The following is a 13730-nucleotide window of genomic DNA, read 5'->3' as shown; positions in this document are numbered from 1 at the left end:
GGCGGGGTCCGACAGTGGCCTGCGGGCGGCTCGCGAACGGCCCGCGGGCGGCTCACGGCGGGCCCGGCGACCGGCGCTGTCAGTGCCGCTTGGTAGAACTTGCCTCATCCGGCGACGGCCCCGGCCGGCCGCAGCACGCCGTACCCACCCGGCCCGTACGGCACTTCGAAGCGTCAGGAGCAAGGCGGACATGACCATCGGGAACCACCTCCAGGAGCTGGACGGCCTGCCGGCCCACGACTTCGCCGTGTACGAAGCCGGAAAGTCCGAGCTGCCGGCGCCCGACGCGGTCGCCTGGCGGATCGCGGTGTCCTCGTACGACAGCCAGGAGAGCTGGCCGGAGGCGTTCACCCGCTTCACCGAGACCGTCGACACCACCCGGGTCCGTGCCCTGATAGCCGGGGCCTGGAGCTCACCGTACGAGGACGGTCCCGAGGAGGTCGTCGCCGCGCTGCTCGCGGTGCGCGACCGCCTGCCCGCCCTGCGCGCGGTGTTCATCGGCGACCTGGTGACGGAGGAGTGCGAGATCTCCTGGATCATCCAGGGCGACGTGACCCCGCTGCTTGCGGGCTTCCCGCAGTTGGAGGTGCTCGGCGTCCGCGGCGGCAACGGCCTGGAGTTCCCGGCCGTCCGCCACGAGAAGCTGCGTTCCCTCACCGTCGAGACGGGGGGCATGCCCGCCGACGCGGTCCGCGGGGTCGCCGCCGGTGATTTCCCCGGGCTGGAGCACCTCGACCTGTGGCTCGGCACGGGGGAGTACGGCGGGGACTGCGAGATCGCCGACCTGGCACCGTTCTTCGCCGGCACCCGGCTGCCCGCCCTGCGCTCCCTGGCGCTGCGCAACAGCGACCTGCAGGACGAGATCGCCGCCGCTTTCGCCGCCGCGCCGGTCGTCGCCCGGCTGGAGAGGCTCGACCTGTCCATGGGCGTGCTCTCCGACGAAGGGGCCACCGCGCTGCTCGGCGGCCAGCCCCTCACCCACCTCAAGCAGCTCGACCTGCACCACAACTACCTCAGCGACCCGATCAAGGAACGCCTCCAAGAGGCTCTGGCCGAGGCCGGCGTGGAACTCGACCTCTCCAAGGACGACGCCGAGGACGAGGAGGAGGACGAGGACGGCACCGTCTGGCGCTACGTCGCCGTCGCCGAGTGAGCGCCTGATCCCGAAGAGCACCGTGAAGAGCGACTGAGGGCACCGGACAGCAGCGCGAAGGCACCACGGCGTGCCCGCGGGTGCACGAGAGAAAGGGGCGGCATGGCCCACCGGACAGCGGCGCCCGGCGCCGCGCACGCGACCCCCCGGCTGGCCGTCGTCGGCAACCCGGAGAACCGCCGGGTGCGGTTCTTCACCGCCGCGGCGGTGAGCGCCGGCCTGCCGGCGCCCCGCGTCGTCCCCTGGCTCACCGTCCTGCGCGACGGCGGCGCCGCCTTCGACGGCGACGAGACCGTACGGCTGGAGTCACCCGGCGAGAACCCCGAGGTCGACCGGCTGCTGCGGGACACCGACGACCCCACCAGGGTCGAGGGCAGCGCCCGCTGGTACGCCCGCTTCACCAGCGCCGTGCGCACCCTGCGCGGCGGTGTACGGCTCGACGACCCGGGCGAACTCGCGGTGCTCTTCGACAAGCGGCGCTGCCACCGCGCGCTGGCCGACGCGGACGTCCCCGTCCCCGACTCGCCCACCTCCGGCGCCGGCGTCCCGGTGCGCGACTGGGCCGACGTCAGGGCTCTGATGCGGAGCCACCGCATGCCGCGCGCCTTCGTCAAGCTCGCCCACGGCTCTTCGGCCTCCGGGGTGCTCGCCGTGGAGACCGCCGGCCGCGGCCGGGTGCAGGCCACCACCTCGGTGGAGTCCGACAACGGCCGGCTGCACAACTCGCTCCGGGTCAGGCGCTGCACCAGCGAAACGGAGATCGCCGCCCTGGTCGACGCCCTGGCCCCCGACGGCCTGCACATCGAACGCTGGCTGCCCAAGGCGTCACTCGGTGGCCGCACCTCCGACCTGCGGATCGTGGTCATCGCCGGCCGCGCCACCCACGCCGTGGTGCGCACCAGCCGCACCCCGCTGACCAACCTTCACCTCGGCGGCGCCCGCGGCGACCTCGGCGCCGCCGTCGAGGCCGCGGGGCCGCACTGGAACGACGCCCTGCGGATGTGCGAACGGGCCGCCGCCTGCTTCCCCGGCACCCTGTGCGTCGGGGTCGACCTCCTGCCGGCCATGGGCTGGCAGCGGTTCGCCGTCGGTGAGGTGAACGCCTTCGGTGACCTGCTGCCGCGCCTCACCGGTCTGCCCGGCAGCGGCGCCGAGGGCCTGGACACCTACCAGACGCAGCTCGCCGCCGTGCTGCGGCGCGCGCCCGCGGACCCACCCCCGCTCCCCTTCGCAAGGACCGACCATGCCTGACGCCCGCGCGGCCGGCCACCCGGCCGCCCCCGACATGAACGCGGTCGTCGGCCGTGACGACCTGCTGCTGCTCACCCTCGACACCCTGCGCTACGACGTCGCCGCCGAACTCGCCGCGGCGGGGCGGCTGCCCAACCTCGCCCGGCACCTGCCCGGCGGTGCCTGGGAGGAGCGGCACGCCCCCGGCAACTTCACCTACGCCTCGCACCAGGCGATGTTCGCCGGATTCCTGCCCACACCGGCCGCTCCCGGACCGCACCCCCGGCTCTTCGCCGCCCGGTTCGCCGGCAGCGAGAGCACCGCCGAGCGCACCTATGTCTTCGACACCCCCGACCTGGTCTCGGGGCTCGCCGCGGCCGGCTACCGCACCGTCTGCATCGGCGGCGTCGGCTTCTTCAACAACCGCGGTGCCCAGGGCGGCGTGCTGCCCGGCCTCTTCCAGGAAAGCCACTGGGAACCGGAGTTCGGCGTCACCTCCGCCACCTCCTTCGAGGCGCAGATCTCCCGCGCCGAGCAGAGCATCGCCCGACTGCCCCACGACCGCAGGCTCTTCCTCTTCGTCAACGTCTCCGCGCTGCACCAGCCCAACTGGTTCCACCTGCCGGGCGCCACCCGGGAGGCGGGGGACACCCGCGCCACCCACCGGGCCGCCCTGGAGTACGTGGACCGGCACATCGGCCGGCTCTTCGGCCTCCTGCGCGCCCGCCACCGCTGTTTCGCGATCGTCTGCTCCGACCACGGCACCACCTACGGCGAGGACGGCTACACCGGCCACCGCCTGGGCCACCCGGCGGTCTGGACGGTGCCCTACGCCCACTTCTTCCTGGAGCCGTCCGTATGACCACCTCCGCCCTCGCCCCGGTGCGCCCGTACCAGTCCTATGTGTACGCCTACCCGCACAAGACCGCGTACCGCCCGCTGCCGCACCGCCCGGCCCTGCGCGACCTGTGGCGCGACGAACCCAGGGACGCTCTCTCCCTCTACCTCCACATACCCTTCTGCGAAGTCCGCTGCGGCTTCTGCAACCTCTTCACCAGGATCGGTGCCCCCGGCGAGCTCACCACCCGCTATCTCGACGCCCTCGACCGGCAGGCCGCCGCGGTCCGCGACGCTCTCGGCGACGACGGACCGGTCCGCTTCGCCACCGCGGCCTTCGGCGGTGGCACCCCGACCTTCCTGGACGCCGGGGAACTGGAGCGGCTCTGCGACATCGCCGAGCACCGGATGGGCGCCGACCTGCGGGCCGTCCCGCTCTCGGTGGAGGCGTCCCCCGCGACGGCCACCGCGGACCGCCTCGCGGTGCTGGCCGACCGCGGTGCCACCCGCGTCAGCCTCGGTGTGCAGAGCTTCGTGGACGACGAGGCGAGGGCAGCGGTCCGCCCGCAGCGCCGCGCCGACGTCGAGGCGGCACTGACCCGCATCCGGGACACCGCCGTGCCGGTCCTCAACATCGACCTCATCTACGGCATCGACGGCCAGACCCCGGCCAGTTGGCGCGCCTCGCTGGACGCCGCCCTGGCCTGGCAGCCCGAGGAGCTGTACCTCTACCCGCTGTACGTCCGCCCGCTCACCGGCCTGGCGCGCCGCGCCGAGGACACCGACCCGGCCTGGGACGAGCAGCGGCTCCGCCTCTACCGGCAGGGCCGCGACCACCTGCTCGCCCGCGGCTACGAACAGGTGTCGATGCGTATGTTCCGCCGCCGGGGAGCCGCCGCGCAGGGACCCGACGACCACGCCTGCCAGACCGACGGCATGATCGGCCTCGGCTGCGGGGCCCGCTCCTACACCGCGTCCCTGCACTACTCCTTCGACTACGCCGTCGACATGCACCGCATCCGTTCCATCATCGACGACTACACGCAGGCCCGGGACTTCACCACCGCCCGCCACGGCCGCGCTGTCGACACCGCGGAAGCACGCCGCCGGCATCTGCTGCAGTCCCTGCTCCAGGCCGCCGGGCTGCCGGTCGCCGAGTACCGGGAGAGGTTCGGCACCGACCCGCGCACCGACTTCCCCGCCGAACTCGCCGGCTTCGCCGACCGCGGCTGGCTGGACCAGGAGGCCGGCCCTGCGCTCCTGCGCCTGTCACCCGAGGGGCTCGCCCATTCCGACGCGCTCGGCCCCGTCCTCTTCTCGCCCGCGGTACGTGCCGCGATGGCCGCGTACGAGGCCAGGTGACCACCGGTGGACCTGACGCTCCTCTACCGCGGCCCGCTCGCCTCCTGCGACTACGACTGCCCTTACTGCCCGTTCGCCAAGCGACGGGACACCCCCGAACAGCTCCGTGCCGACCGGGCCGCCCTCGACCGCTTCACCGGATGGGCCGGCCGGCAGCGCGACGACCGGCTGTCCGTCCTGTTCACCCCCTGGGGAGAGGGACTGGTCCGCTCCTGGTACCGCCGGGCGATCGTCGGCCTCTCCCACCAGCCGCACGTCCGGCGGGTCGCCATCCAGACCAATCTCAGCTGCCGTACCGACTGGCTCGCCGCGGCCGACCGGGAAACCGTGGCCCTGTGGTGCACCTACCACCCCGGCCAGACCCCTTACGACCGGTTCCTCGCCAAGACCCGCGAACTCACCGCGCTGGGCGTCCGGTTCAGCGTCGGCGTGGTCGGCCTGCCCGAACACCTCGACCACGCCCGCGCGTTGCGCGCCGCGCTGCCCGAGCAGGTCTACCTGTGGATCAACGCGGCCGAGGGCCACACCTACACCGATGCCGAAGCCGCCTCCTGGACCGGGATCGACCCGCTCTTCGCCTACAGCCGGCACCCCCACCGCTCCGCCGGACTGCCGTGCCGCACCGGCGAATCCGTGCTCTCCGTCGACGGCGAAGGCACCGTACGCCGCTGCCACTTCGTCCGCACCGAACTCGGCAACCTCTACGACGGCTCCTACCGCGGCGCGCTCGGGCCCCGGCCATGCCCGCTCGCGGTCTGCGACTGCCACATCGGCTACGTCCACCTCGAATCGCTGCCGCTGTACGACGTGTTCGCCGGTGGTGTACTGGAGCGGATACCGGCCCTTTCACCGCCGCGGACCGGCGTGACGACCGGACTTCGGGGAAGGTGACCGGCAGACACCGGAGGACCAACGAGGGGGCGCGCCATGACGATCGCCGACGAAAGCCCGACGCTGTCGGACGAACTGCGGGACCGGGCCGGGTCGTTCGTCAACAGCCATGTCGACCTGTGGGTCGCGGTCGAGGACGGCGGCGTGCTGGCGCTGGCCGGGAACGCGCCCGCCGCGGTCTTCCAGGCCGCCGCCGACTGGCTCGCCGACGGCCCCGGCTACGAGGTCACCGACGCCACCTGGGCGTACCAGAGCGCCGAGCCGGCCTGCACGCTGCGGCTCGCCCTGCGCCGCCCCGCCGCGTAGCACCCCCGCTGGGGCGGCCGGCCCGCTCAGCCGGTCGTCCTGCCGTGCCGTACGAACGCCGGTGTGCGTTCGGTCGCGTCATAGGTGCGGTGGAAGACCGGCGTCGCCGCCCCCGACATGGGCGGCACGATCCATGACCAGTCGGCGCCCACCTGCCGGCCCTTCTGTCCCTCGCGGGCGATGTGCTGCAGGAAGCGCCGGGACTCGGTGTGGTGGTCCGCCATCGTCACCCCGGCCCGGTCGAAGGAGTGCAGCACCGCCCGGTTCAGCTCCACCAGCGCCCGGTCCTTCCAGAGCGAGCGGTCCGTCCCGGTGTCCAGGCCGAGGCTGCCGGCGACCCGCGGCAGCAGGTCGTAGCGGTCGGTGTCGGCCAGGTTGCGCGCCCCGATCTCGGTGCCCATGTACCAGCCGTTGAAGGGCGCCGCCGGGTAGCAGATGCCGCCGATCTCCAGGCACATGTCGGAGACCGCGGGCACCGCGTGCCAGCGCAGCCCCCACTGCTCCGACCACGGCTGCTCCGGGTGGTCGAGCGGCACCTCGAGTACCGCGTCCTGCGGCAGCGGGAACAACCGCGGCGCCCCGCCGGCGCCCCGCACGATCAGGGGCAGCACGTCGAACGGGGTCCGCTCGCCGGGCCGCCAGCCCAGCCCCAGTGCCAGATCGGTGAGCCCGGTGTTGAGCGGATCGCCGGTCACCCGCCCGTCGCGGTCGCGGTAGCCGGCGTAGCGGATCAGCTGGTCGCTGTGGATACGCGGCCCGGGCCGGCCCGGCGCGGCAGGGGCGAACACCGAGATCAGCGGGCGGATCCGGCCCCCGTTGGTGGCGATCCGCAGATGGGCGGCGCACTCCTTGGCGATCGCGGCGGCGTCGCCGGCACCGTCACCGAGGTGCCGGAGGTCGCGCACCTGGAGCGAGCGCCAGTACAGCCGGCCGATGCACCGGTTGCTGTTGCGCCAGGCGACCCGGGCGCCGAAGGCCAGTTCCTCGCCTGTGTGCCGGTAGGTACCGGTGTCGTCCAGCTCCGCACGCACCTCGGCGAGCCGGTCCTCCAGGGACCCGGCGTCCGGCTGCTCACGGTGGTAGAGCCGCAGGAACTCCACAGCCGGCCGCCACACCTCCGCCCGTTCACCGCGCACCGGGCCGGCGCTCGCCGGCCTGCTGAGAAGTCTCCGTATCACGCGGACCCCGGTTCGACGGCGCTGTGGACGAGCACCGACGATGCCGCCAACCACCGGCCGGCCGCGCCCGCTGCCCGCAATCGTCCGCAACCGGCCGCGTGCTGCCACTCGCGTACCCTGCAGTGACCGCCGCACCGGTGGATTCGACCGGAACCGATCACTTCGCCGTCATCGGTGGCAGCGGGCCCGGACACCTGACCAGGCCACCGTCATGTTGTCAGGTTCACGGGGCAGACGAGCGCATACACCCGCCGGGAGGACCTGGCCGGAAGGTTCTGAGGGGGCATTGCATGCAGAAGTGGAACGGCCGTCCCTATCCACTGGGGGCGACCTATGACGGTGCGGGCACGAACTTCGCGCTGTTCTCGGAGGTCGCCGAACGCGTCGAACTCTGCCTGATCGACAACGCCGGCCGCGAGCAGCGGGTGGCGCTCACCGAGGTCGACGGCTTCATATGGCACGCGTATCTGCCGGGAGTGGGGCCGGGGCAGCGGTACGGGTTCCGGGTGCACGGCCCCTACGACCCGGCCCGCGGGCTCCGGTGCAACCCGGCGAAGCTGCTGCTCGACCCGTACGCCAAGGCCGTCGACGGCCAGGCCGACGGTCACGAGTCGCTCTTCGGCTACCCCTTCGCCGACCCGCAGGGCATCAACACCGCGGACAGCCTCAGGCACGCCATGCTCTCCGTCGTCGTGGACCCCTCCTTCGACTGGGGCGACGACCGGTCGCCCGGCCACTCGTACCACGACTCCGTCATCTACGAGGCGCATGTGCGGGGGTTGACGCGGTTGCATCCGGGGTTGCCGGAGGGGTTGCGGGGGACGTATGCGGGGTTGGCGCATCCGGCGGTGGTGGAGCATCTGTCGGGTCTGGGGGTGACGGCGGTGGAGCTGATGCCGGTGCATCAGTTCGTGCAGGACGGGCATCTGCTGGACCGGGGGCTGTCGAACTACTGGGGTTACAACACGATCGGGTTCTTCGCTCCGCACAATGGTTACGCGTCGGCGGGTGGCCGGGGTGGGCAGGTGCAGGAGTTCAAGGCGATGGTGAAGGCGCTGCACGCGGCGGGGATCGAGGTGATCCTGGATGTGGTGTACAACCACACCGCGGAGGGCAATCACATGGGTCCGACGCTGTCGTTCCGGGGGATCGACAACGCGTCGTACTACCGGCTGGTGGATGATGATCCGGCGCATTATTTCGATACGACGGGGACGGGCAACAGTCTGCTGATGCGGCATCCGCATGTGCTGCAGCTGATCATGGACAGTCTGCGGTACTGGGTGACCGAGATGCATGTGGACGGTTTCCGGTTCGATCTGGCGGCGACGCTGGCGCGGCAGTTCCACGAGGTGGACCGGCTGTCGGCGTTCTTCGATCTGGTGCAGCAGGATCCGGTGGTCTCGCGGGTGAAGCTGATCGCGGAGCCCTGGGACGTCGGCGACGGCGGCTACCAGGTCGGCAACTTCCCCCCGCTGTGGAGCGAATGGAACGGCATCTACCGCGACACGGTCCGTGACTTCTGGCGCGGTGAGAACTCGACCCTGCCCGCCCTGGCCTCCCGGCTGACCGGCTCCTCCGACCTCTACCAGGACGACAGCCGCCGCCCGCGGGCATCGGTGAACTTCGTGACCTGTCACGACGGTTTCACGCTGCGCGACCTGGTGTCGTACAACGACAAGCACAACGAGGCCAACGGCGAGGAGAACCGCGACGGCGAGAGCCACAACCGGTCCTGGAACTGCGGGGCGGAGGGCGAGAGCGACGACCCGGAGATCCTGGCGCTGCGGGCCCGGCAGCAGCGCAACCTGCTGACCACCCTGCTCATCTCCCAGGGCGTCCCGATGATCTCCCACGGCGACGAACTCGGCCGCACCCAGCACGGCAACAACAACGCCTACTGCCAGGACAACGAGACCTCCTGGACCGACTGGAACCTCGGCGCCGAACAGCGCGAGCTCATCGATTTCACCCGCCGGCTGATCGCCCTGCGACGGGAACACGCGGTCTTCCGCCGCCGCCGCTTCCTGCGCGGTGACACCGGCGCCACCGGCACCGGCGACTCGGTCTGGTTCCGGCCCGACGGCCATGAGATGACCGAGGAGAACTGGCACCGTGACGACGCGCACGCGCTGGCCCTGTTCCTCAACGGCGACGGCATCACCGAGCCCGACGCGCACGGTGGCCGCATCGTGGACGACTCCTTCCTGATCCTGCTCAACAGCCACTACGAGCCGGTGGACTTCGTCCTGCCCGACCGGGACCACGGCGACAGCTGGCGGGTCGTGGTCGACACCGCGGCCGAGTCCGACACCAGCGACGAGACCGAGGTCAAAGCCGGTGGCACCATGACGGTCCCCGGCCGGGGCGCCATCGTGCTCACCAGCCCGCGCCGCACCTCCTCCGGCCGGCTGCGCCGCGCACTGGCCGCCGCCACCCGCCGGCCCCGGCAGCGCCCGGCGGCCCGCGGCTGATCCATCCGGGCTCCCGCTTCTGCTTCCGCCGGACAGCCGGAATACGTACGCTCATCTGACCGGCAGTGGGCGTACCAAGGCGGGGGAGAGGCGGGAGCGTTGGACGTCATCCACGAGCCGGGGGGCACGGCCGCGCCCGGGCGGACCAGCGGCGCCGTCGAGATCCGCTCCTCCGCCGACGGCGCGCCGCATCTGCTCGGCTCCGGCCACCAGGTCACCGGGACGCTGATCCTCACCGCCGGCCATGTCGTCCACCGCGACGGCGCCGGCGTCCGCCACCGGGTCCGCTTCCTGGACGGCCGCGCCGACCCCGTACGCGACGCCGAACTCCTGTGGCACAGCGCCGGCGGCTGCCCGCTGCACGAGGGCCGCTGCCCGGACGCCGACCGGGACCCCACCCGCGGTCTCGACCTCGCCCTGCTCCGGCTGCCCGCCCCCGGCCAGGCGGTCACCGTCCGCTGGGGCCGGTTCGTCACGGACCAGCCGCACCCCGTCACCGTCACCGGGGCCCCCGGCGGACGGCGGCGCGACGGGCTGCGCGGCCACCACGGACTGCCCGCCGGCGTCATCCCGGCCACCCGTCCCGGCGACGACCGCTACGAACTCCAGCCGGACACCGACCCCGCGGACGAACCGCCGCCGCCGGGCCGCGACCCCTGGCACGGCTTCTCCGGCGCCGCCGTGTTCTGCGACGGACTGCTGATCGGCTGCGCCCAGCGCCGCCTGCGGGACGACGGCACGCTCTACGTCCTGCCCGCCGCCCGGCTGCTCCAGCACCGCTGCCTGGTCCGGCTGCTGACCGAGAGCGCCGAGGACACCGCGGGCGCCCCGGTCGCCGAGCCCGTCGAACTGCGCCCGTACCTGACCGCCCCGGCCCCGCCGCCGCGCACCCCCGCCGCCCTGCTCGACCCGGAAGCCGCCGTCGTCCCGCTGGTCGGCGACGCGCCCGACGCCGTGCTGACCTGGTGCCTGACCGCGCACCGCGCCGCCTCCCGGGGGCGCCGCCCGGACGTCCGGGTACGGCTGGTGACCGCGCCCAGCGGCTGGGGCAAGACCCGTACCGCGGTCGAGGCGGTACGCCGCCTGGCCCGCATCGGACCCGCCCGCCCGGCGGACACCGGCCCGGAACCGATGACCTGGGCGGCGGGCTTCCTGACCGCGGAACCCGCCCACCGCCCCGACTGGGACCGGCTCCTGAGGGCGCTGACCCGCCCGCTGCTGCTCGTCGCCGACCGCGCCGAGAACCGTACCGAGCAGCTCGCGCCCCTGCTCGCCGCCCTCGCGGCGTACGAGGGGGAGGTGCCCGTCCGGGTCCTGCTGCTCGCCCGCACCGGCGGACCATGGCTCGGCCGGCTCCCCGGTCCCTGGCCGGAGCGGCTCGCGGCCGGCGCCCGGCCCGGCGGCCCGGTACCCGGCACGGTCGCCGCCGACGACCACTACCGCGCCGCCCTGGACGCCCTCGCGGCGCACCTGCCCGCGCCCGGCGGCGCACCGGAGACGGTCGGCGGCGACCCGGCCTTCCCGCCCACCGCCCAGGAGCAGCTGAGCATCGGGGACGTCCAGCTCGGCGCCCTGGGCGGTCTGCTCACCGCCCGCGGCCACCGCGGCGGCGCGGACCCCCGCCAGCTGCTGCTGGAACGCGAGCACGAGTACGTCCTGCGCGCCGCCCACGACCGCGGCCTGAACATCGACCGGGACCTGGTGACGCTGCTGCTCACCGCGCCTGCCCTCTCCCCGGCCCCGGACGAGGCCACGCTCACCTCCGAGATCCAGGACGCGATGGCCTACCGCTACCGCCACATCAGCAGGCGCAGCCAGCCGCTCCACGACTGGAGCGCGGTCCGGCTCGCCGCGGACCTCGCCGTCCTGCTGACCGAGCTCTACCCGCCCCGCGACGACGGCTGCCGCGGCACCCTCCCGGAAGCCGTGGCCGCCGCCCAGATCGCCTACGCCGAGAGCACCGACCGCGGGCGCGGGTTCCCCGGCAGGACCGCGGCCCGGATGCGCGCCCTCGGCCGTACCGCGCCGGCCGCCGTCCTGGAAGCGGCCCGCGAGCTCTACCCGGACACCACCGCGGGCCTGCACACCGGGATCAACGGCGGACGCTGAGACCGGCCCCGCCGGGACCGGAGGCCGGGACGGGAGGCCGGGACCGGAGGCCGGGACCGGAGGCCGGGACCTGGGACCGCCACGGGAGGCCGTGACGCGCCGCCGGGACCGGGCGGGGCCGGCTGTCAGTGCCTCACGGCATGCTGAGCCCATGATCCCGCCGCCGTGGACCCTGACCGCACTCGACCGGGCGCTGCGCGCGAGCTGGGCCGCCGACACCTGCTCGCCCGACGACGTGGCCCGGGAGCCCTGGCACCCCGGCAATCCGGCCTGGGGCCACTGCGACATCACCGCGCTGATCGTGCACGACCTCTTCGGCGGTGATCTCGTGCTCGGCGATGTGCACCTGGGCGCCGCCCGGGCCGGCTTCCACTACTGGAACCGGCTCCCCTCCGGCCTGGAACTCGACCTCACCAGGGAGCAGTTCCGCAGCGGCCAGACCGTCACCGCCGCACGGGTGGTGCGGCGCCCGCCCGGCCCGCTGCCCCGCCGCCGGGCCGCGTACGAACTGCTGCGCGGCCGGCTCGCCACCCGTATCGGCCCGCTCCCGGAAGCGGGAGCCATGGCCCGGTAGGTCCGCCCGCCCGATCCCCGCCGCCGGGCTGTTCCGGTTGTGCAGGGGTGGGCGCGTGGGTTCGGGGCAGACGGGACTCCAGGCAGAGCCCACGTCTGTTGCGCGCATGCGCAGGAAGGGGCGACCTCCGGTGAGGCTGGCGGAGCGCTATCGACTCGATACACCGCTCGGGCACGGCGGCATGGGCGAGGTGTGGCGGGGCTGGGACGAACTGCTGGAGCGTCCGGTGGCGGTGAAGGTCCTGCGCGACGCCGCGGCCCGCAAGCCGGACGCCGCGGCCAGATTCGCGCAGGAGGCCCGCACCGCGGCCAGGCTCAGCGATCCGCATGTCGTCGCGGTCTACGACTTCGGCAGCTGGCAGGAGCGCAGCTTCCTGGTGATGGAGCTGATCGAAGGCCACACCCTGGCCGAGGAACTCCGGGAACACGGCACCCCGGCCCCGGCCACGGTGGCCTCCGTGGCCGCGCAGGCCGCCGCCGGCCTGGAGGCCGCCCACACCGCGGGCGTCCTGCACCGCGACATCAAACCCTCCAACCTGCTGCTCGACCGTGACGGCACCGTCAAGATCGTGGACTTCGGGATAGCCAGCGGCCCCGGCGGCGAGACGACGGCGCCCATGGGCGGACCGGCCGAACTCACCGGCACCAGCTTGTACATGGCGCCCGAGTCGGCCCTCGGCAGGCCCTCCCGCGCGGCCGGCGACGTGTACTCCCTCGGCTGCGCCCTGTACGAACTGCTCACCGGCCGCCCGCCGTTCGTCGGCGACAGCGCGCTCTCCGTCATCTCCCAGCACGTCCAGTGCGAGCCGCTCGCACCTGGGCGGCTGCGTCCCGGCATCCCCGGTGCCTTCGCCGACTACCTGCTGCGCATGCTCGCCAAGACCCCCGAACAGCGCCCCAGCGCCCGCCAGGTCACCGGCTGGTTCGCCGGGGACGCCTGGCAGCGGGAACCCCGCGAACCCGCCCCCGAAGCCCCACCGGCCCCCGCCCCGGTCCCCGCCTCCCGTCACCGCGGCGCCGGCCGTCCGCTCGCCGCCCGCCGCAGGCACCGCCTGATCGGCGCCGCTGCCGCCGCGGTGCTCACCACCTATGCCGCTCCCGGACCCCACGGCGCCTGAGCGCACACGCCGGTCTCCCGTCCGGCCGGCTCCTTCGCCGCCGGTCCCAGCCGCCGGAAGGCGGGGTCGGCCATCACCACCCCACGGACCGTCACCGTCCGCGCCCGCCGGCGACGAAGGCCATGTGGCGATCGTCACCGGAACGAAACCTTTGGCCAGGGAACCAAATTGACCCCTCACCGCGTCATAGGTAACAGAGCGGTACTTCTTCCCGGGTGTGCACAGGGAACCACAGGGACTGAGGGGTCGTCAGCGATCGGGTGGGTCCGGTGTGAGGTTTGCGCCGGGGTCCCGGGGCAGACGAGCAGTTGGTCACCGGTGGTGACACACGGGGAAGCTCAGGTGAAAGGAGTAGCCCATGTCCTGCCCGAACGTCGACTGCCGCCGTGGCGGCTGCACCAGCGACCCGAAGCCGACTCAGGCCGGTGGCTCCGGCGGCAAGTAGCCCGCCGGCGACAACGAAAGAGAAACCCACGCCAACCAACGGGAAACGCAGAAA

11 protein-coding genes are annotated in these 13730 nt (G+C 73.5%); 10 read left to right on the top strand and 1 reads right to left on the bottom strand.

Annotated elements, in window-relative coordinates; translation table 11 throughout:
- Positions 1-190 precede the first annotated feature (190 nt).
- The 6 genes from OG552_RS00880 (at position 191) to OG552_RS00855 (ending at position 5779) form a co-directional block, all read left to right on the top strand.
- Positions 191-1153, top strand: a complete 963-nt coding sequence (locus OG552_RS00880) for an STM4015 family protein (protein WP_329128697.1) — start codon at positions 191-193, stop codon at positions 1151-1153.
- A gap of 102 nt (positions 1154-1255) precedes the next feature.
- Positions 1256-2404 (top strand): STM4014 family protein, encoded by a 1149-nt coding sequence (locus OG552_RS00875; protein ID WP_329128695.1) that lies wholly within the window; start codon positions 1256-1258, stop codon positions 2402-2404.
- Positions 2405-2438: 34 nt separating this feature from the next.
- A complete protein-coding gene (locus tag OG552_RS00870; RefSeq protein WP_329140485.1) occupies positions 2439-3245 on the top strand; it encodes an STM4013/SEN3800 family hydrolase in 807 nt (268 codons plus the stop codon).
- Positions 3242-4582 carry an STM4012 family radical SAM protein gene (locus OG552_RS00865; protein WP_329128694.1) on the top strand — a complete coding sequence of 447 codons (1341 nt, stop codon included), beginning with the start codon at positions 3242-3244 and terminating at the stop codon, positions 4580-4582. The genes OG552_RS00870 and OG552_RS00865 overlap by 4 nt, the downstream gene beginning before the upstream one ends.
- A 6-nt stretch (positions 4583-4588) precedes the next feature.
- A complete protein-coding gene (locus OG552_RS00860) occupies positions 4589-5473 on the top strand; it encodes an STM4011 family radical SAM protein (RefSeq protein WP_329128692.1) in 885 nt (294 codons plus the stop codon).
- Positions 5474-5509: 36 nt separating this feature from the next.
- Positions 5510-5779, top strand: a complete 270-nt coding sequence (locus OG552_RS00855) for a hypothetical protein (RefSeq protein ID WP_329128691.1) — start codon at positions 5510-5512, stop codon at positions 5777-5779.
- A 26-nt stretch (positions 5780-5805) separates the two neighbouring features.
- Here OG552_RS00855 and OG552_RS00850 read toward each other — a convergent pair whose 3' ends face one another.
- Positions 5806-6915: a nitric oxide synthase oxygenase gene (locus OG552_RS00850; protein ID WP_329128689.1), complete on the bottom strand. Its 1110-nt coding sequence runs from the start codon at positions 6913-6915 to the stop codon at positions 5806-5808.
- Between the two features lie 332 nt (positions 6916-7247).
- On the opposite strand from OG552_RS00850, the gene glgX reads away from it, so the two are divergent.
- The 4 genes from glgX (at position 7248) to OG552_RS00830 (ending at position 13231) form a co-directional block, all read left to right on the top strand.
- Entirely contained in the window at positions 7248-9431 is a 2184-nt protein-coding gene (gene glgX / locus OG552_RS00845) for a glycogen debranching protein GlgX (RefSeq protein ID WP_329128687.1), read from the top strand.
- Between the two features lie 99 nt (positions 9432-9530).
- A complete protein-coding gene (locus tag OG552_RS00840) occupies positions 9531-11540 on the top strand; it encodes a hypothetical protein (protein ID WP_329128686.1) in 2010 nt (669 codons plus the stop codon).
- A 151-nt stretch (positions 11541-11691) separates the two neighbouring features.
- A complete protein-coding gene (locus OG552_RS00835; RefSeq protein ID WP_329128685.1) occupies positions 11692-12114 on the top strand; it encodes a YunG family protein in 423 nt (140 codons plus the stop codon).
- A gap of 130 nt (positions 12115-12244) precedes the next feature.
- Positions 12245-13231, top strand: a complete 987-nt coding sequence (locus OG552_RS00830; protein WP_329128684.1) for a serine/threonine-protein kinase — start codon at positions 12245-12247, stop codon at positions 13229-13231.
- Positions 13232-13730: the final 499 nt, after the last annotated feature.

It is taken from the genome of Streptomyces sp. NBC_01476 (assembly GCF_036227265.1).
Classification (GTDB): Bacteria; Actinomycetota; Actinomycetes; order Streptomycetales; family Streptomycetaceae; genus Actinacidiphila.
This window is presented reverse-complemented; position numbering and strand designations above follow the sequence as displayed.

Bases quoted from the DNA above. Each gene is read 5' to 3' on its own strand.
- OG552_RS00880 (WP_329128697.1), top strand. From the start codon at position 191: ATGACCATCGGGAACCACCTCCAGGAGCTGGACGGCCTGCCGGCCCAC.
- OG552_RS00835 (WP_329128685.1), top strand. From the start codon at position 11,692: ATGATCCCGCCGCCGTGGACCCTGACCGCACTCGACCGGGCGCTGCGC.
- OG552_RS00875 (WP_329128695.1), top strand. From the start codon at position 1,256: ATGGCCCACCGGACAGCGGCGCCCGGCGCCGCGCACGCGACCCCCCGG.
- OG552_RS00855 (WP_329128691.1), top strand. From the start codon at position 5,510: ATGACGATCGCCGACGAAAGCCCGACGCTGTCGGACGAACTGCGGGAC.
- glgX (WP_329128687.1), top strand. From the start codon at position 7,248: ATGCAGAAGTGGAACGGCCGTCCCTATCCACTGGGGGCGACCTATGAC.
- OG552_RS00870 (WP_329140485.1), top strand. From the start codon at position 2,439: ATGAACGCGGTCGTCGGCCGTGACGACCTGCTGCTGCTCACCCTCGAC.
- OG552_RS00865 (WP_329128694.1), top strand. From the start codon at position 3,242: ATGACCACCTCCGCCCTCGCCCCGGTGCGCCCGTACCAGTCCTATGTG.